The sequence below is a fragment of the Thermodesulfovibrio hydrogeniphilus genome, assembly GCF_054657355.1.
This window is the reverse complement of sequence record NZ_BAAHYW010000001.1, coordinates 147,584-165,646: the sequence shown is the minus strand read 5'-3', so window position 1 is coordinate 165,646 and position 18,063 is coordinate 147,584. Positions and strand designations below refer to the sequence as shown.

The 18,063-nt window shown below is 35.5% G+C and carries 17 protein-coding genes and 1 tRNA gene; 10 read left to right on the top strand and 8 right to left on the bottom strand.

Features of this window, described 5'->3' with window-relative positions; genetic code table 11:
* Positions 1-2: 2 nt before the first annotated feature.
* The gene (locus tag ACYQ3P_RS00885; protein WP_460176074.1) at positions 3-1,715 is read left to right on the top strand and encodes a 2-oxoacid:acceptor oxidoreductase subunit alpha; all 1,713 of its coding nucleotides are present in this window, start codon (positions 3-5) and stop codon (positions 1,713-1,715) included.
* Positions 1,699-2,550: a 2-oxoacid:ferredoxin oxidoreductase subunit beta gene (locus tag ACYQ3P_RS00880; RefSeq protein WP_460176073.1), complete on the top strand. Its 852-nt coding sequence runs from the start codon at positions 1,699-1,701 to the stop codon at positions 2,548-2,550. Before ACYQ3P_RS00885 ends, ACYQ3P_RS00880 begins: the two co-directional genes overlap by 17 nt.
* On the opposite strand, the gene rph is transcribed toward ACYQ3P_RS00880, so the two are convergent.
* The 6 genes from rph to ACYQ3P_RS00850 all read right to left on the bottom strand — a co-directional run bounded on the left by rph (position 2,547) and on the right by ACYQ3P_RS00850 (position 6,699).
* Positions 2,547-3,254: a ribonuclease PH gene (gene rph, locus ACYQ3P_RS00875; protein WP_460176072.1), complete on the bottom strand. Its 708-nt coding sequence runs from the start codon at positions 3,252-3,254 to the stop codon at positions 2,547-2,549. The genes ACYQ3P_RS00880 and rph overlap by 4 nt on opposite strands.
* Positions 3,251-4,057, bottom strand: a complete 807-nt coding sequence (murI, locus tag ACYQ3P_RS00870) for a glutamate racemase (RefSeq protein WP_460176071.1) — start codon at positions 4,055-4,057, stop codon at positions 3,251-3,253. The genes rph and murI overlap by 4 nt, the downstream gene beginning before the upstream one ends.
* The gene (locus ACYQ3P_RS00865; RefSeq protein WP_460176070.1) at positions 4,054-4,563 is read right to left on the bottom strand and encodes a GerMN domain-containing protein; all 510 of its coding nucleotides are present in this window, start codon (positions 4,561-4,563) and stop codon (positions 4,054-4,056) included. The genes murI and ACYQ3P_RS00865 overlap by 4 nt, the downstream gene beginning before the upstream one ends.
* Entirely contained in the window at positions 4,560-5,525 is a 966-nt protein-coding gene (locus ACYQ3P_RS00860; protein WP_460176069.1) for an N-acetylmuramoyl-L-alanine amidase, read from the bottom strand. The genes ACYQ3P_RS00865 and ACYQ3P_RS00860 overlap by 4 nt, the downstream gene beginning before the upstream one ends.
* The gene (locus ACYQ3P_RS00855) at positions 5,518-6,288 is read right to left on the bottom strand and encodes a sulfite exporter TauE/SafE family protein (RefSeq protein WP_460176068.1); all 771 of its coding nucleotides are present in this window, start codon (positions 6,286-6,288) and stop codon (positions 5,518-5,520) included. The genes ACYQ3P_RS00860 and ACYQ3P_RS00855 overlap by 8 nt, the downstream gene beginning before the upstream one ends.
* Positions 6,289-6,351: 63 nt before the next feature.
* Positions 6,352-6,699, bottom strand: coding sequence for an alanine-zipper protein (locus ACYQ3P_RS00850; RefSeq protein ID WP_460176067.1), 348 nt, complete (start codon positions 6,697-6,699; stop codon positions 6,352-6,354).
* 427 nt (positions 6,700-7,126) lie between these two features.
* On the opposite strand from ACYQ3P_RS00850, the gene ACYQ3P_RS00845 reads away from it, so the two are divergent.
* From ACYQ3P_RS00845 to ACYQ3P_RS00810, 8 genes are all read left to right on the top strand, one after another.
* Positions 7,127-7,681: a DUF4390 domain-containing protein gene (locus ACYQ3P_RS00845; RefSeq protein WP_460176066.1), complete on the top strand. Its 555-nt coding sequence runs from the start codon at positions 7,127-7,129 to the stop codon at positions 7,679-7,681.
* Positions 7,678-9,675 (top strand): sensor histidine kinase, encoded by a 1,998-nt coding sequence (locus tag ACYQ3P_RS00840; RefSeq protein WP_460176065.1) that lies wholly within the window; start codon positions 7,678-7,680, stop codon positions 9,673-9,675. Before ACYQ3P_RS00845 ends, ACYQ3P_RS00840 begins: the two co-directional genes overlap by 4 nt.
* The gene (locus ACYQ3P_RS00835) at positions 9,672-11,045 is read left to right on the top strand and encodes a sigma-54-dependent transcriptional regulator (protein WP_460176064.1); all 1,374 of its coding nucleotides are present in this window, start codon (positions 9,672-9,674) and stop codon (positions 11,043-11,045) included. The genes ACYQ3P_RS00840 and ACYQ3P_RS00835 overlap by 4 nt, the downstream gene beginning before the upstream one ends.
* A 9-nt stretch (positions 11,046-11,054) precedes the next feature.
* Positions 11,055-12,398 carry a ribosome biogenesis GTPase Der gene (gene der, locus ACYQ3P_RS00830; RefSeq protein WP_460176063.1) on the top strand — a complete coding sequence of 448 codons (1,344 nt, stop codon included), beginning with the start codon at positions 11,055-11,057 and terminating at the stop codon, positions 12,396-12,398.
* A 214-nt stretch (positions 12,399-12,612) separates the two neighbouring features.
* The gene (locus ACYQ3P_RS00825) at positions 12,613-12,783 is read left to right on the top strand and encodes a hypothetical protein (RefSeq protein ID WP_460176062.1); all 171 of its coding nucleotides are present in this window, start codon (positions 12,613-12,615) and stop codon (positions 12,781-12,783) included.
* Positions 12,784-12,845: 62 nt separating this feature from the next.
* Positions 12,846-15,296: an ATP-dependent Clp protease ATP-binding subunit gene (locus ACYQ3P_RS00820; protein WP_460176061.1), complete on the top strand. Its 2,451-nt coding sequence runs from the start codon at positions 12,846-12,848 to the stop codon at positions 15,294-15,296.
* Between the two features lie 9 nt (positions 15,297-15,305).
* Positions 15,306-15,833: a TlpA family protein disulfide reductase gene (locus ACYQ3P_RS00815; protein ID WP_460176060.1), complete on the top strand. Its 528-nt coding sequence runs from the start codon at positions 15,306-15,308 to the stop codon at positions 15,831-15,833.
* Positions 15,833-16,360, top strand: a complete 528-nt coding sequence (locus ACYQ3P_RS00810; RefSeq protein ID WP_460176059.1) for a DUF4416 family protein — start codon at positions 15,833-15,835, stop codon at positions 16,358-16,360. The genes ACYQ3P_RS00815 and ACYQ3P_RS00810 overlap by 1 nt, the downstream gene beginning before the upstream one ends.
* A gap of 559 nt (positions 16,361-16,919) precedes the next feature.
* Here the strand turns inward: ACYQ3P_RS00810 and ACYQ3P_RS00805 are convergent.
* Positions 16,920-17,486, bottom strand: a complete 567-nt coding sequence (locus ACYQ3P_RS00805; protein ID WP_460176058.1) for an NUDIX hydrolase — start codon at positions 17,484-17,486, stop codon at positions 16,920-16,922.
* 26 nt (positions 17,487-17,512) lie between these two features.
* Positions 17,513-17,595, bottom strand: a tRNA-Leu gene (locus ACYQ3P_RS00800).
* Positions 17,596-18,063 lie beyond the last annotated feature (468 nt).

Below are 18,063 nucleotides of genomic sequence, written 5' to 3'. Positions count from 1 at the left end.
CAATGGATTATTCAATAAAAATAGGTGGAGAGGCAGGGCAAGGGATTCAAACGATTGGTGGAACCCTTGCCCGCATATTTGCCAGAGCTGGATATTATGTATTCAGTCATCAGGACTATGAATCCCGAATACGAGGCGGGCATAACTTTTATCAAATAAGAATTTCTGACAGACCAGTAATAGCTCCAAAAAAAGATATTCATATTCTTGTTGCCTTTGACATTGAAAGCATTATTTTGCATGAGAGAGAACTTAGTCAAAATGGTCAAGTTCTTTATGATTCAACATTCCTTAAACAGAAATTTGACAAACCTCGTTTTGTTGACATCCCTCTCTTTGAGCTTGCTATGACTTATGGTGGAAGCAAGATAATGGCAAACACTGTTGCAACAGGGGCTGTCATAGGAATGCTTGGAAAGAAGCCAGACATAATGTATGAACTGATTAAGGAGGCTTTTAAGAAAAAGGGGCAAGATGTTATTGAAGCAAATATAAAATCTGCAAAAGCAGGTTATGAATACGCTAAGGAAAAATGCCTTACATGTTCATTTATGGTTTCAGAGTTTAGCTCTCCAAAAATGGTAATTTCTGGAAATGAGGCAATTGGAGCTGGTGCAATAGCATCTGGATTAAAATTTTATTCAGCCTATCCAATGACTCCTTCCACAGGAATTTTAAATTTTGTATCGGAGAATGCAAAAGAATTCGGGATTGTTGTTGAGCAGGCAGAGGATGAAATTGCTGCAATAAATATGGCAATAGGTGCTTCCTTTGCTGGAGTAAGAGCAATGACAGGCACTTCTGGTGGTGGCTTTGCTTTAATGGTAGAATCTGTCTCCCTTGCAGGAATAACAGAGACACCGCTTGTAATTGCTCTTGCTCAAAGACCAGGTCCTGCAACAGGACTTCCCACAAGAACAGAGCAGGCAGACCTTTTATTTGCCCTCTTTGCAGGACATGGCGAGTTTCCAAAAATTCTTTTTGCACCCGGCACACCAGAGCAGGCATTTTATCTTACAAACAAAGCCTTTGACATGGCAGAAAAATATCAAGTAACAGTCATAATTCTAACTGACCAATATCTTGCTGATTCCCAATTCAGTTACGAAGGCTTTGATTTGAAAAAACTGGTATATAAAAATTACAGATTGGGAGAATCTGAACTTAACGCCATTACCTCATACAAACGCCATGCTTTTACTGAAACTGGTATATCTCAGCTTGCAATTCCTGGAAAGTCAAGACATCTTGTTGTAACTGACAGTGATGAACACGATGAGGATGGGCATCTTATTGAAGATGCTCAGACAAGAGTTAAAATGGTTGAAAAAAGGCTTTTTAAAAAGCTTCCACTTATAAGAAAAGAAATCTCTCCACCTTTGCTTTACGGAGACAGAAATCCTGATGTTTTGCTAATTTGCTGGGGTTCAATATATGGAATAATAAAGGAAGTGGTTGAGGAGCTTTCGGACAGTAAAAAAGTTGCAATGCTTCATTTTAGTGAGCTTTATCCATTGCCTGAAGAGCAAAGTTGGATTGAAATTATTAAAAATACACCAATTGTAATCAATATTGAGCAGAATGCAACGAGTCAGTTTGCAAAGCTTCTTAGGATGGAAACAGGACTGGAGATTAAAAAACATATAAACAGATATGATGGAAGACCTTTTACTGTTGATGAACTTAAGGAGAGGGTTTATGCCTACATTGGATGATTACAAAGGAATTAAGCCTGCATGGTGTCTGGGATGTGGAAATTTTTCAATTCTTAAAGCATTCAATCTCGCAATGGTTGAACTTGGAATAAGTCCTCATGAAATTGTTGTGGTATCTGGAATTGGACAAGCTGGTAAATTTCCACATTACACAAGATGCAATACCTTCAATGGACTTCATGGTAGAACTCTTCCAGTTGCAACTGGAGTAAAGCTTGCAAATCACTCCCTTAAGGTTATTGCTGTAGCTGGTGATGGAGACTGCTACGGAGAAGGAGGAAATCATCTACTTCATGCAATAAGGCGAAATGTTGATGTGAAGCTATTTGTCCATAATAATCAAATCTATGGATTGACAAAGGGACAGGCATCACCTACATCAATGAAGGGAATGATAACAAAAACACAGCCATTTGGTGTTTTATCAGAAGCCCTTAATCCTGTTGCCCTTGCAATTGCCCTTGATTGCAGCTTTGTTGCAAGAGGTTTTGCTGGTGATATTGAGCATTTAAAGGAACTTATGAAACAGGCTATAACACACAAAGGCTTTGCACTTTTGGATATACTTCAGCCTTGTGTATCTTTCAATAAAATTAACACCTTTGAATGGTACAAGCAAAGGGTTTATTATCTTGAAGCAGATTATGATTTATCAGACAGAATTAAAGCCTTTGAAAAATCTTTGCAGTGGGGCGATAAAATACCTATTGGAGTTTTTTACAAAAAGGAAAAACCAACACTTGAGGAGCAAATTCCAGTTATTAGAGAAATTCCACTTGTGGACCAGAAATTTGAGATTAACAAAATTCAAGATTTGATACAAAAGTTTTATTAAACAGCGTTAATTATTCTTAATATTTCTCTTATTCCTTTCTCTGCAAGGGATACAAGCTGCAAAAGATTTTCCTTTGAGAATGGCATAATCTCCGCTGTTCCCTGTATTTCTATGAATTTTCCGCTACCTGTCATCACTACATTCATATCAACCTCTGCCTGTGAGTCTTCGGCATAACACAGGTCAAGTCTTGGTTCTCCGCTTACTATTCCAACACTTATAGCAGCTAAAGTGTCCTTAATTGGATTTTCTGAAATCATTCCAGCCTGCATTGCTTTATTTATAGCTTCCCTTAATGCAATAAATCCACCAGTGATTGATGCGGTGCGTGTTCCTCCGTCTGCTTCTATAACATCGCAGTCAATCCATATGGTTTTCTCTCCAATTTTTTCAAGGTCAACCACTGCCCGTAATGCCCTTCCAATTAATCTCTGAATTTCATGTGTTCTACCACCTACTCTGCCAGCTGTTGACTCCCTAAGCATTCTCACAGGAGTTGAACGGGGAAGCATTGAATATTCTGCTGTTACCCAACCTTTTTTCTGGTCTTTCAAAAATGGTGGGACCTTGTTTTCAATTGAAGCTGTGCAAATAACTCTTGTATTGCCAAGCTCAATCAGCACTGAGCCATCGGCATTTTTGATAAAATCCTTCGTAATCTTTATGGGTCTTATTTCATCATTTTTTCTTCCGTCAACCCTCATTTCTCCTCCTTAAGAGATACTTTTTTTATTTCTTCAATCTCATAGTTTAAAAATATTTCAGCAATTTTTCTAAATCTCTCGGGGTCATCGGTTACATAAAATTTAATTGAGCGGCTTTTATTTGTAGTATTCAAAAGATTTTTCTCAGTTAGTATTTCTCTAACTGTCCTTGCCGCCTCCTCAGCTGAATCAACAAGATTTATCTGCTCCATATATTTATGAATTGAATTTTTAAGCAATGGATAGTGTGTGCATCCAAGAATCAAAGTATCAATACTGCTTTCCTTAAGCTCTTTTAGATATCTTTCAATCACGAGGTCTGCTATAGGACCTTCAAGTATTCCCTCCTCAACAAGGGGAACAAAAAGAGGGCATGGTTTTGATAAAACTTCAAAGGATTGGGATTTTTCTTTGATCTTTTTTTCATAGGCTTTGCTCCTTATAGTAGCTTCAGTTCCTATAACACCTATTTTCCCATTTTTTGTAGCCTTAAGCGCTGCCATGACTCCGGGCTCAATCACTCCAATTACTGGTATGGGAAGCTGTTTTTCAAGTGTGTCAAGACTGACAGATGAAGATGTATTGCAAGCAACGACTAACATTTTTATACCTTTTTTATATAGGAAATTAGCACATTCAATTGAATATCTGATTACTGTTTCCGAAGACCTTATTCCGTATGGAACTCTCGCTGTATCTCCAAGATATATTATATCTTCATCTGGAAGAAGTTTTGATATTTCCTTTAAAACTGTTAGACCTCCTACTCCAGAGTCAAAAATGCCAATCGGTTTTTTATTCATTTATCCTCCAATGCATTTTTCAATGATTTTTCAATTGAGAAGTGTCCTGACAGGGTTTCAACTTCTTTGCCCTCAATCAATATTTTTACATCCTGTATCCACGAGAAATTTTCTTTCAGAGTCATATAAATTGACTTTAGCAAATCAAATTCCTCAGAAGCATCAGACTGATTAATAAAATTTCTTGATAAATCCAAGTAAATTGTATTCTCTTTGTCTCTGTATAATCCCAATATTCTTGTTGTGTTTAATGGAGATGGAAGTTGTCTGATGTAGATTTCTAAGATTTTTTCTATCAAGAGCATTTCATTTTTTTCCATTTCTAAAAATACATGTTCTAATTTTGAATTGGGCAGATATATTTTAAAGGCAGGCAATTTCTCATTTGTTTGACTTTTGGCATCATTGTCATTTTTACCCTTGTTAAAATAAAAAAGAACAGAAAAAGCTCCTGCAGAGGCTAAGACAAATATTATTATTCCAATTAATATCCACTTTTTGTTCATTTTGCTTTTTCCTTTGCTTTGAGAGTCAGCTCTATTGCCTGAACAAAGGTGTCAATTATTTTTTCTGCATATTTTTTATCAGTTGTCAAGGTTCTTTTGGGAATTTCTATCATTAAAGCAGGTGAAAGAGCCTCCTTAAGAATTGTCAAAGGCAATTTTTCAGCATATATGGGCTCTGAAAATTTTTCATTTATCTTTGTCGTAAAATTTTTAACTGCTGTGTTTTCTATTAAAAAAACTTTTGAAGGGTCATCTTTGATAAGATTTTTCTTAATTGAAGAAGTATATATCGTAAATTGCTCTTTATTTGACACATGTATGCTTATCAATATGTATGGCTTCAAACTATTCTCTATTTTTATCCTTCTTTCTATTGACATATCATCATCTGTTGCTCTTGTCAATGAGACCTTAATTCCTTTCTGAGTTAGCCTTGTTGCAGTTTCCTTAGCTATATACAAAGCAATGTCTTTTTCATTGGATTCTTTAAACTGCAAACCTGTGTCTTTCCCACCATGACCTGCATCAATTAATATAACAGCCTTTGAGACTTTTTCTTCCTTCAAAATCTCATCAAAAAAAGCATCCACAATTAATCTTGGTGGATTATCAAGTCTGAAGACCTTGATTTCTTTTACTCCCGTTGTTTTTATAACTAAAATCTTGTCCTTTTTCTCTGTTTGAATTCCCTTTATGTTATCTTTATCAGACAAAGATTTTCCTTCAAATTCAAAATCAAAAGCCAGTGGAAAAAAGAGTTTTATTATTCCGTCATTTGAACCATTACTTACAAGCTTTGCATTGATTGATTTAATTATTTCAATATCCTCACATGTAAAAACAAATCTGTAAAAATCCTTATGTTTCCCGAATTTTAAATATATTTTTTTGCTCTCTTCCTGCGCATGTGCTGGCAGAGATATGAAAAACACGAATAAAATAATAACTACTTTTTTAATCATTTGGCTTTGGTGTTTTTAAAAATTTTATACCTGTCCAAATAATAATCAACGCAAATATCACCCTTAGATTCGCCTCTGAAAGTGCATGGGCAATATTTGAACCGATGTATGTTCCGCCAATGATTCCTATAACCAACCCTGGCAACAAATCTTTTATTACATTTCCGAGTTTCAAATGCGTATAAGCACCCATTGCGCCTGCGGGCACCATACATAAAAGTGATGTTCCTTGTGCAATATGTTGCCCGTAATTTAATATTAAAACAAGAGCTGGAACCATTACAGTGCCTCCACCTATTCCCATCATACCAGCAAGGAATCCAGCAAAAACTCCAACTACAAGAAGCGTTAAAATTTTATAGACACCGCTAATTTCAAAATGATGCATATTCATTAAATAGGGTTTTGCTACCATAAGTATTGCTGCAAATATTAAAAATCCGCCGAATGCTCTTTTTAATTTCCATTCAGGCAAGCTGTGGGCAAATTTTGCACCAGCCCTTGCAGTAAAAATGGCTGTTATTGCAAGAATAATAGATGCAACGACATCTACTGTGCCCTTCATGCCATACGTAATAGCTCCTGTTATACCAGTAAAAACAAGGGCAAAAAGACTTGTTCCGTGAGCCTTGTGTTGGGTGATTTTCAACACAGATACCATGAGAGGTATCATAACCACTCCGCCGCCAAGTCCAACAAGTCCACCAAAACAGCCTGCTACAATACCTATCCAAAGTGAATGAAAAAAAGTACTCTTTTCCATTTTGCTTACCAAATCAAAACAGATTAGTTTGAACCTAAATCAGACTTTAATGTAAAAAAATAATTACTTTTTTTGATGAAGCTCAAAGGCTTTTTTAGATGCCTCAGCTGCTATTTGAGCCTTACGGGCAGCATCTTCTGCACTCATCCTTGCAGCCTGAGCTTCTCTTACTGCATCCTCTGATTTTTTCAAAGCATCCTGAGCAGTCTTTTTGGTAGAAGCCATATCCACCTTTAAATTTGATATTTCTTTGTTCATGCTGTCCTGCTGTTTTTCAATTCTTTCAAGCTGTTTTTCAATTCTTTCAAGTTTTAAGTTAATCGGATCAATCTGTTCCTTTACATACTCCTTTGTTGCGCATCCCCCTAAAAGCATAAAAGTTACTCCGGCTATAGCCAAAAATTTTTTCATGTCTACACCTCCGATTAAATGATTACTTTGTTTATTATAAACATTCCGCAAAATTAAATCAAAAATAATATGCGTAAAAATAGAGATAGACATGCGTCACTGCGAGCCCCTGTTGCGCAAAAAACGTGGAGATTTCAGAGATTGCTTCGGCAGTCCTTCGGTCTGCCTCGCAATGACTCTCCCCTCTCCGTCATTGCGAGGAGCGATAGCGACGAAGCAATCTCTTTTTTTATGCCCTAAAAAAGAGATCACTTCGGCTTGCTTTGCAAGCCTCGTGCTGACGGAAAAATAAAACGGCAGGCTTGCAATGACTGTGTGGGGGCAAACGGTGAGCCTCTCGGTGACAAAGGATCGGATACCTCGTAATAAAAAAGGAAATGTTCACAGTGACATTTTAGAATAAATCAATTTAGGATATAATAAAACTGTGAAAAAGTTTTTTGCACATATAGTAGTTTTGTTTGGAGTTTTACTTGTATGTTCATCAAATGTATCTGCTATTGAGGATATAAGTTTTGAAATAACAAGGGACAAAAATTATATTGTAGTTAATGCCAATATTATCCCTTCTCAGGAATTTATAAATGATTTCCAAGACGGTCTCAGCAAAAATATTCTTGTTACAATTGAACTTTTTAGAAGATGGCCCATTATTCCTGACGAATTTGTAAATGGTGTTCAAATTCAAAAAATAATGCTTTCCAATCCAATTAAAGGCGAATTTATTGTAAAAAGTCTACAAGGAGAGAATCTGATAGAAAAAATATTTAAAGACGCTCAGGAAGCAATTAACTGGGCTTTAAAGATTAACTCGGTTAAAATAGGTCCGCTCAGTACACTTGAAAACGGCAGATATTACGTAAAAATCACTGTTGAATCTAACATAAAAAAGCTTCCGTCAGTGCTTGAGCATATAATATTTTTTATCCCCAAATATGAAAAGAAGATAACTAAAGAATCAGAAATTTTTAGATTGCCATGAAAGAAAGAATTAAAAAATACTTTTTGCCTGTTTTTCTAACAACTTTACTCTTTATTGTCTTAGGATTTGAAATTTATCTTTTACAAATACCGCCTGAGCAAGTTCCCACGAGATTTATAATTGTATCACTTTTTGTAATAAACATAGTGGCAATTGTTACTCTCGCGTTTTTTGTAATAAGAAGCATCTTCAGACTGATAATTGAAAAACATAGAGAAGTGCCCGGATACAGATTTAGAACAAAAATTGTAACAATTTTTGTAGGACTTGTTTTAATCCCCTCTGTTCTTTTATTCGTTGCATTTAGTGGTGTATTGGAACATTCAGTTGAAAGAATTTTCTCAAAGTCAAACAGAGAAATAGTCTCAAAGTCTGTAAATTCTGTCAAAGCCTTCTATGATTTTGAAAAAGCAAGGCTTTTAGGCATGCTTGAGCATTTTGCAGAAGGCAAACTAAAGGATTTACCAGGGGACATTAGAATAGAGCACATTCAAAAACCTGAGCCTGACATGCCCCAATCATTGCAAGAAGCGTTTCAGGGTAAAAAATCAGCTCAAGTGCTCACTTATAATGGAAAAGACATTATAATCGCAGCTGTTCCATACAAAAACGGAATTTTAGTAGCGAAAATGGAACTCCCCTCAGAGCTTAGCAAAAAGGTTGAAGAGCTTAAGGGATTTCATGAGGAATATTTAAAAATGGGCTCTTTCAGAAAAGCTGTAAAGACAAATTATTACTATTTCCTCGGATTTTTAAGTCTTATCGTGATATTCCTTGCACTCTGGACATCTATGAAAATCTCTCAGGAGATAACTAAACCTTTAAAAGAACTTGTTGAGGCAACAAATAGGGCTGCCAAAGGTGATCTCAAAGTAAAAATTTTGACAAAAAGTTCAGATGAAATAGGAATACTCGTTAACTCTTTCAATGAAATGATAGAAAAACTTGATAAAGCCTATATTCAACTGTCCGAAAGGAAAATAATTCTTGAGCAAATTCTCTCAAATATAAGTTCAGGCGTAATTTTTATGAATCCTGACGGAAAAATTTTAACTATTAATAGTGCAGCAGAGGAGATACTCCAGATTGAGAGGGAGCAGTTTGAAAATAAACATTATTCTGAATTATTAAACTCTATAGAATCCGATGAGTTAAAAGAATTTATCGCAAATTTGTCAGAGCAAAAAATATATGAAGTAAAAAAGGTTATTACAGGTAAAATAAAGGGACAAAGCAAAATAGTAAATGCAAAAATTATATCAATTAGGGACATTACAACAGATAGAGCATCGGGAATTCTTGTAGTCTTTGATGATATAACAGAGATTGTAAAAGCTCAGCAGGCAATTGCTTGGGAAGAAGTTGCTCGCAGATTGGCACATGAAATAAAAAATCCTCTGACTCCAATTAAACTTGCAACAGAAAGACTCATAAAAAAATGGAAAAACAAAGATGAAGATTTTGAAAAAATATTTGAAAGGTCAACGAAAACAATAATATCAGAAGTGGATTCCTTAAAAAATCTGATTGAATCATTCCAAAAATTTGGAAGACTGCCAGAGATAAAGAAAAAATCCATAAATCCTTTAAAACTTATAGATGATGTAATAGAGCTTTATAGAGGATACAAGGATATTAAGTTTTCTTTTAATAAACCTGAAGAGATAAGGGAAGTTGAACTTGACCCAGATGAATTCAAAAGGGTAATTATAAACATCGTTGACAATGCAATAAAAGCAATGGATGGTAAAGGTGAGGTCACAATATCTGTTAAACTAAATAATAAGCTTGTTGTTGAAATTTGCGATACTGGTCCTGGGATTGACGAAGAAACGCGAGAAAAGCTATTTCTTCCTTATTTTTCAAAAAGTAAAGGTGGAACAGGGCTTGGACTTGCTATTGCAAGGAAGATTATTACAGAGCATGGAGGAAACATTAAAGTTTCTGAGAATGAACATAGGGGAACTAAATTTATAATTGAGGTACCTGCATGAAGGAAAAGATTTTAATTGTTGATGATGAGATAGGAATTCTTGAGACATTATCTGGAATTCTTGAGGATGAAGGATATATAACTATCCAATCTGAAAACGCTGAGCAGGCATTCAGTATTCTTGATAAAGAAAATATTGACCTTATTTTCCTTGATGTTTGGCTTCCCGGAATAAGTGGCATTGAAGCCATAAAAAGGATAAAGGAAAACCACAGCGATATTCCTGTAATAATGATCTCTGGTCATGGAAGTATTGAAACTGCTGTTCAAGCTGTAAAGTTTGGTGCTTTTGACTTTCTTGAAAAACCACTTTCAATGGATAGAGTTTTACTTACAACTGAAAGGGCTCTGCAGTTTAAAAGACTTGAAAGGGAAAACATCAAGCTTAAAAGCAGTTTGGTCAAGCAGTATGAACTTGTTGGAAGCTCAGATGCAATGAAAAGAATAAAAAAACAAATAGAGCAGATTGCAAAAGGAGATTCAAGAGTTTTAATACTTGGGGAGTCAGGTACAGGAAAGGAGCTTGTTGCAAGAGCTATTCATTCATTGAGTGATAGGGCAAATTCTCCATTCGTTGAGGTAAACTGTGCAGCAATTCCTCAAGAGCTTATTGAATCAGAACTTTTTGGACATGAAAAAGGAGCTTTTACAGGTGCAGTAGAAAGAAAAATAGGGAAATTTGAACTGGCAAACACTGGCACTCTTTTCCTTGATGAAATTGGAGATATGACCTTACTTACACAGTCAAAACTCCTTCGGGTCATTGAAACCCAAAAATTCCAGAGAGTAGGCGGAACAAAGGACATCACAGTTAATGTAAGAATAATTTCAGCCACAAATAAAGACCTTGTGGAGGAAATAAAAAAGGGAAACTTCAGGGAAGACCTTTATTATAGATTAAATGTTGTGCCTATTTACATACCTCCATTGAGAGAAAGAAAAGAAGACATCCCAGAACTTGTAAATCACTTCATAACTGAGTTTGTGAGAGAAAAGGGTTGGAAACCTAAGACACTTACAGGCAATGCTATAAAGATGCTTCAGAATTATGATTGGCATGGAAATGTTCGTGAGCTTAGAAATGCGGTGGAAAGGCTAATGATTATGACAGATTCAGAGATTATTGATGCAGATGCTATTGAGAAAACAGGAATAATCGGGGGCACAACCAAACAAGAAAGTTACTTTAAATACGACTCACTCAAGGATGCCAGAGATGCCTTTGAGCGAGACTTTATAATCAAGAAACTAAAAGAAAACAATTGGAATATGACTAAAACAGCAGAAAAAATCGGAATTGAAAGAAGTAATCTTTATAAAAAAATCAAATCATTGGGAATCCCTCTACCAAAGGATTTTACAGAAAAATAGGAGAGAGAAATGTTTACAGTAGCAATAGTTGGAAGACCAAATGTTGGCAAATCAACACTTTTTAACAGACTGATTAAGGGAGATGAAAAAATAAAGGCTATCACAGATAAAATTCCAGGCGTAACAAGGGATATTAACTACGGAACAGTGAAATTGGATGATAAGGAATTCACTTTGGTTGACACTGGCGGCTTTTTTCCCGGAGAAAAGGCTGAGGACATTATCCAGAAGCAAATGCTTGAACAAGCTGAAATAGCAATAGAAGAAGCAGACTTAATCATACATCTGTTAGATGGTAAAGAAGGATTGCATACTTTTGATATAGAAATCGCAAAAAAACTAAGGGAAACAGGCAAGGAAATTTTATGGGTTGTGAATAAAATTGATGCCCATTCCAAGAGAGATAAAGTTTTTGAATTTTACAGTTTAGGGACTGACAATCTTATTCCAATCTCAGCTATTACAGGATATGGAATGGATGAGTTAATAGAAATTTTGAGTACCAAAGTGCCTGAAATGCCAACTCCTTCTAAAGAGGACGAAAAAATCCCAAAAATTGCAATAGTTGGAAGACCAAATGTTGGAAAGTCAACAATAATAAACGCTTTAATTGGGAAAAAAAGAATGATTGTAAGCCCAATACCGGGAACAACAAGAGATGCCATAGACGCACTTTGTAAATACTATGGAAAGAACTATTTGCTAATTGATACGGCAGGGATTAAGAGGCTTTCATACTACAAAAAAGAAAAATCTGCAGAAACCTATCTGGAGAAACTCTCTTATTTTAAAGCAATACGAAGCATTGAGAGAGCTGATGTAGTAATTCTCGTTATTGACGCTACAGAGGGAATTGTAAATCAAGACCAAAAAATAGCTGGAATGATTGATGAGCAAAAAAAGGGATTGATAATATTATTTAATAAATGGGATTTAATACCTTTGGATGAAAGGGACAAAAGAGCTAAATCGCTATCTGAAGAGATAAAAAGAAAGCTTTGGTTTGTTGATTATGCTCCATACCTTACAGTATCTGCATTAGAGAAAACAAGACTTACAAAAATATTCCCCCTTATTGAGCAAATTCTTGAAGAATACCACAAAAGAGTTTCTACCTCAGCGTTAAATAAGCTTTTTTCACAAAAATTGAAAGATGTTGTTTTGTTTTCTGGTGGAAAGGAATTAAGATTCTATTACATAACCCAACCAAAAGTAGCACCTCCGACTTTTGTCTTATTTGCTAATGAAGAACAAGGAGTAAAACAGCATCACATAAAATTTATTGAAAAAATTCTAAGAGAATCCTTTGATTTCAAATTCACCCCAATTGAAATAAAAATCAAAAAAAGATAGTTTAGATAGACATTTTTCAATGAAATTAAATCTTAAAGAGAGTCTAATTTCACGTGGGAGAGTCAATAGTTGATATAAGAATCCTTTGACAACATAAGAAAATTTAATTTATAAATGGTTATAATAAATTTTGGACTTCTATTGCTATTGTCTGGAAAAATCAAAAATAGTGACAGACACGCTTCACTGCGAGCCCCCTGTTGCGAGCGATAGCGTGGCAATCTGGGGCGAAGCAGTCTCTAATAAGGCTTTATTGAAAAACAAAGTAGAGATTGCTTCGCATCCTTCGGATGCTCGCAATGACAGCAAAAAATACTTAAATTTCAAATATTTATACCAATTATTGGATTTCTATCGCCATTTTTTGGAGAAATCCAAAGATTGACACAATTCCAATAAACGAATTAATATTGATTTAGGAGTAAAATTTCAACAAGGAGTTTATCTATGTTTGAAAAGTTTACAGAAAAGGGTCGTAAAATAATTCTCTTTGCAAGAGAAGAAGCAGAAAAAAGAAATAGCGAATTTCTTGATACAGAGCATATACTTTTAGCAATTCTAAGGGAAGAAGAATCTATACCTGTAGCAATTCTTAGAAAAATTGGAATAGCTCCAGAAAATATTAGATACGAATTGGAAAAGAGAATAACCAGTGAAGGAAATCTTTTAACATACGGTGAGATTCCTTTCTCTCCCAAAGCAAAGAAAGTGCTTGAGTTCGCAGTTGAGGAAGCAAGACTGCTTGGACACCCTTATATTGGTAGCGAACATATTTTCTTGGGACTTATCAAAGAAGAAGACGGAATAGCAGGAAAAGTATTACGGGGATTTGGAATTAATCTTTTATCTGTCAGACAGCTTACAATCAATTTTTCAATAAGACCTCATTTTTATTCCTCCCCACAGAAAGAAAGAAGAAAAACAAATACTCCTGCATTGGATGAATTTGGCAGAGATTTAACAATGCTTGCCATTGAGGGAAAGCTTGATCCTGTGATAGGAAGAGAGGATGAAATAGAAAGAATTATACAGATTTTGGGCAGAAGAATAAAAAATAATCCTGTAATAATCGGTGAACCGGGAGTTGGTAAAACAGCTATTGTTGAGGGACTTGCCCAGAAAATTGTAGAGGGAGATGTTCCTGATGTACTGCTTGGTAAAAGAATAATTGCCCTTGACTTAGGAGCTATTATTGCAGGAACAAAATACAGAGGACAGTTTGAAGAACGATTTAAAGCAGTTATCAAAGAAGCTTCCCAGTCTGACAATGTTATTCTTTTCATTGATGAGCTTCATACAATTATCGGAGCTGGTGCTGCAGAAGGTTCGGTTGACGCATCAAATATGCTTAAACCAGCCCTTTCAAGGGGAGAGCTTCAGTGTATAGGAGCAACTACTCCTCAGGAATACAGAAAATACATTGAAAAGGACGGTGCCTTAGAGAGAAGATTTCAACCAGTATTTATCCAGCCAACATCAGTGGAGACAACTATTGAAATTCTTAAAGGAATAAGGGAAAAATACGAAAGCCATCATAAAGTAAAAATCACAGATGAAGCAGTTGAAGCTGCTGTTAAGCTTTCAGACAGATATATCACTGACAGATTTTTGCCTGACAAAGCAATAGATGTTATAGATGAAACTGCATCAAGAATAAAACTTAGAAGGTCTTTAATGCCCAGAGAGCTCAAGGATTTAGAATTTGAAATTTCACGGGTTTCAAAGGAGAAATCCCTATACATAAAACTACATGACTTGCCTTCTGCTCAGAAAGCAAAATACGAAGAGGACAAACTCAGAAGAGTTTATGAGTCAAGTTACAAAAAATGGAAAGAATCTCAGTATAAAGAAGTTCCTCTTGTTACAGCAGAGGATATTTCCTATACTGTGTCAAAAATGACAGGAATACCGCTTTATAAAATTGAAAAGACTGAGACTGAAAAACTGCTTCATATGGAAGAGGAGCTTCATAAAAGAATTGTTGGGCAAGATGAGGCAATAAAAAGTGTATGCAAAGCCATAAGGCGCTCCCGAGCTGGATTAAAATCAAAAAACAGACCCATTGGCTCATTCTTCTTTTTAGGTCCCACTGGAGTTGGTAAAACAGAGCTTGCAAAGGCTTTGGCAGAATTTATGTTTAATGATGAAAATGCCCTAATAAAATTTGATATGTCTGAGTACATGGAAAAATTTAATGTATCAAGATTAATAGGTGCACCTCCAGGCTATGTAGGCTATGAAGAAGGTGGTCAGCTAACAGAGAGAATTAGAAAAAGACCCTATTCAGTTGTTCTCTTTGATGAGATTGAAAAGGCGCATCCTGATGTATTTAATCTACTCTTGCAGATACTTGATGAAGGAGTGCTTACAGATAGTTTTGGAAGAAAAGTTGATTTTAGAAATACAATAATCATAATGACATCCAATCTCGGAGCAAGGCTTATTGAGAAATCAACACCTCTTGGTTTTCATAAAAATCAGCAGAGTGATATATATATGAAAATTAAAGACAATGTATTTGCTGAACTAAAAAAGACATTTAATCCCGAATTCTTAAATAGAGTTGATGATATAGTTGTATTCCATCCTCTTGAAGAGAGTCATCTGTTGTCAATTCTTGACCTTCTCATTGCTGAAACAAACAAGAAAATTGAGGAATTCGGTCTTATAATAAATGTCTCTGATGAAGTTAAACGCTGGATATTGCACAAATACTATCAGCCTGCATATGGTGCAAGACCTATGAGAAGAGCTATTTCAAAAGAAATAGAAGACCCTCTTTCTGAAGAAATACTCAAAGGCAGATTTAAAGGAGCCAACATAGTGAAGGTTGAATTAAAGGATGAAAAAATTGAATTTGAAGAAGTTTATGAAGAAATCACAACATCAGTGAATTGAGGTGCATAAATGAAAAAAAACGTTTTTTTAATCATATTCATTTTGCTTGCATTAATCATCACAGGAAGCATATTTTTTAAAAAAGGAAAAACTCCCGGTCTTCAAGCAAATACAAAAATAGGGCAACCAGCTCCTGATTTTGAATTAAAAGATATTAACGGACAAAAATGGAGTCTAAAAAAACAGAAAGGCAAAATTGTAATTCTTAATTTCTGGTCATCTTGGTGTAAAGATTGTCAAGAGGAAAAAAAATCCATACAGAGTTATCTTAGCAAAAATGGCTCTGATAAAGAATTAGTATTCATCACCATTGCCTATAAAGACAATCCTACAACAATTGCCGAACTTGTAAAAAAGAAAGGTTATTCTTTTCCTGTTCTCATTGATGACGGCGTTGTTTCAAAAACTTATGGAATCACTGGAGTTCCTGAGACTTTTTTAATTGATAAAAATGGGATTTTAAGACACAAAATAATAGGACCTGTTGAATGGGATAATCCTCATATTGTTCCCCATTTAAAGCAGGTTCTTTCCTGATGGGAAAACCGGGACTTCCAAAGAATGTTTTGCTTTTTGTTGCAACGCTTTATAAGGACAAAGAAAACTACTACCTTGCACTAAAATCTTTGGTAGAGCTTTTTGGAGAAATACTTTTTGAATCATCTCCCAAAAAATGGGAATATTCCAATTATTACACACCGGAACTTGGCAGTCCTATTTTCAGGCGATTTATCTTTTTCAAAAAGCTTATATCTGAAGGTGATATTGCATCTATTAAACTTAAAACAAACCGCATTGAAGAGGAACTCTCTGTAAATAGCAAAAGGAAAATAAATCTTGACCCCGGATATATCTCCAACGGAAAGCTTGTTTTGGCAACTACAAAGGATTACAGCCACAGAATTTATCTTAAAGACGGAATTTACGGAGAAGTTACTCTGATTTATAAGAACAAAACCTTCTGCCCTGCCATTAATACTTACAAAGACTATGCTGATCAAGAATATATAAAACTTTTCAACTTCGCAAGAAAACTCTACAAGGAAATGCTTTTAACTTCGTAAATACCAATTTTTTATGAATTGGGTGATTTTTTACAAGCTTTGTTAGTCCTCCAACTGCGAACACAGTGAAACAAACTTTTTTCATATTGCATTGGTCACTTCGTCCCTTGCAATGAATTTTTTTCTGTCATAGCGAAACCTTCGCACTTCTCGTCATTATGTGTCTCACCGAAGGCAAGGCATGGCAATCTATTTGTCTTACGAAAGGTAGAAAGGCGAGATTGCCTCATCGCCTACGCTCCTCACAATGACGATCAAGGATGATAGTCCGTTGCGAGCCGAAGGTATGCCAATCCACTTCTCTGTCATTGCGAGCCTGCTGTTAGGCAGGCGTGGTAATCTCATAAAAAGGCTGGATTGCTTTAGGACTAAAGTATCTCGCTATCTCCATAAATCTAACATACGATGACTATCATCTGCGTGATTGCGAGCAGTCCGAAGAACTTTAAAGCAATCTAAAGGTGAGATTATTTCTTCATCGTTTTATTCAGATTCTCAATAACGAAAGACGCTTGAAATGACTAAGAAACGCTCGCAGTATACTTGTGGACCGGAAAATTTAGGTATTAAATATGTTGGTTATATTAGGAAATTTAAAAATAGGTAAAGTATTAAACCACAATGGCGTATTTGAACATGTGAATATGTATCTAAAAAACTCTTCTTTAAAGTTATCACTGAAATATCCCAATTTAAGATTTTTTTGAATCTCGTTAATATCCCAAAACAATAGCTCTTCTATCTCAGAGGTGTTAAATTCAAAAGGTCCTTCATGTATCGTCCAGTATGTATAAACCAATTCACTTTCATACTCATTGGAATGAATATATGTGTAAAGGAAATTCAACTCATGGGCAACTACGCCAAGTTCTTCAAACATCTCTCTTTTAGCGGCTGATAAAATATCTTCACCGGGCATTACATGACCACCTACTGATGTATCCCATTTACCGGGAGCGACATCTTTGTGTAATGCTCTTTTTTGTAGAAGAATTTCTCCTTTTTTGTTAAAAACAAGGACATGAACTACTTTATGAAGCAGTGAGGGATTGCCGTGAATGATACTTCTTGGTGCTATTGAGATGACTTTTCCTTCTCTGTCAACAATTTCCAGAAATTCTTCCATTTTTGCCCCGTATTATCTAGATAAAATGCCGGTGGTGGGATTTGAACCCACACGGGATTGCTCCCAGCGGATTTTGAGTCCGCCGCGTCTGCCGTTCCACCACACCGGCTAAAGAAAAAGTTATCACAAAATGTAATAAAAAATCAATTTATTATTTGATCTATGGTTACTATATCCTAAAATATGAGACTTTCAAGAGTCATTCCGAATGGTCGCCATCTCCTTTTTCCCGTCATCCCGAATCTTGCATAGCAAGCCTCGTGATTGCGAGGGACGAAGTCCCGAAGCAATCTATAAACATTCGTAAAACGTAAGACGTGAGAAGTAAAAGGTAAAAGTCGGGATTGTTTCGCATCCTTTGGATGTTCGCAATGACAGCAAAAAATACTCAATTTTCAAATGGTTATACCTATTATTGGATTTCTATCTCTATTTTTCAACTATCATAAGGGCTTGACAAAAGTGTGTAATTTAATGTTTTAATATCTTAACCCACGAAGGGTTAGATTGGTCATGAAGGCCGTGGAAAGGCAGTAGCCTTTAGCACGGCTTTTTTTATTTATACATAATTTGGGTG

What these genes read in the sequence shown, in the direction of transcription:
- ACYQ3P_RS00885 (WP_460176074.1), top strand. Translation starts at nt 3, where the DNA reads ATGGATTATTCAATAAAAATAGGTGGAGAGGCAGGGCAAGGGATTCAA.
- ACYQ3P_RS00880 (WP_460176073.1), top strand. Translation starts at nt 1,699, where the DNA reads ATGCCTACATTGGATGATTACAAAGGAATTAAGCCTGCATGGTGTCTG.
- rph (WP_460176072.1), bottom strand. Translation starts at nt 3,254, where the DNA reads ATGAGGGTTGACGGAAGAAAAAATGATGAAATAAGACCCATAAAGATT.
- murI (WP_460176071.1), bottom strand. Translation starts at nt 4,057, where the DNA reads ATGAATAAAAAACCGATTGGCATTTTTGACTCTGGAGTAGGAGGTCTA.
- ACYQ3P_RS00865 (WP_460176070.1), bottom strand. Translation starts at nt 4,563, where the DNA reads ATGAACAAAAAGTGGATATTAATTGGAATAATAATATTTGTCTTAGCC.
- ACYQ3P_RS00860 (WP_460176069.1), bottom strand. Translation starts at nt 5,525, where the DNA reads ATGATTAAAAAAGTAGTTATTATTTTATTCGTGTTTTTCATATCTCTG.
- ACYQ3P_RS00855 (WP_460176068.1), bottom strand. Translation starts at nt 6,288, where the DNA reads ATGGAAAAGAGTACTTTTTTTCATTCACTTTGGATAGGTATTGTAGCA.
- ACYQ3P_RS00850 (WP_460176067.1), bottom strand. Translation starts at nt 6,699, where the DNA reads ATGAAAAAATTTTTGGCTATAGCCGGAGTAACTTTTATGCTTTTAGGG.
- ACYQ3P_RS00840 (WP_460176065.1), top strand. Translation starts at nt 7,678, where the DNA reads ATGAAAGAAAGAATTAAAAAATACTTTTTGCCTGTTTTTCTAACAACT.
- ACYQ3P_RS00835 (WP_460176064.1), top strand. Translation starts at nt 9,672, where the DNA reads ATGAAGGAAAAGATTTTAATTGTTGATGATGAGATAGGAATTCTTGAG.
- der (WP_460176063.1), top strand. Translation starts at nt 11,055, where the DNA reads ATGTTTACAGTAGCAATAGTTGGAAGACCAAATGTTGGCAAATCAACA.
- ACYQ3P_RS00820 (WP_460176061.1), top strand. Translation starts at nt 12,846, where the DNA reads ATGTTTGAAAAGTTTACAGAAAAGGGTCGTAAAATAATTCTCTTTGCA.
- ACYQ3P_RS00815 (WP_460176060.1), top strand. Translation starts at nt 15,306, where the DNA reads ATGAAAAAAAACGTTTTTTTAATCATATTCATTTTGCTTGCATTAATC.
- ACYQ3P_RS00810 (WP_460176059.1), top strand. Translation starts at nt 15,833, where the DNA reads ATGGGAAAACCGGGACTTCCAAAGAATGTTTTGCTTTTTGTTGCAACG.
- ACYQ3P_RS00805 (WP_460176058.1), bottom strand. Translation starts at nt 17,486, where the DNA reads ATGGAAGAATTTCTGGAAATTGTTGACAGAGAAGGAAAAGTCATCTCA.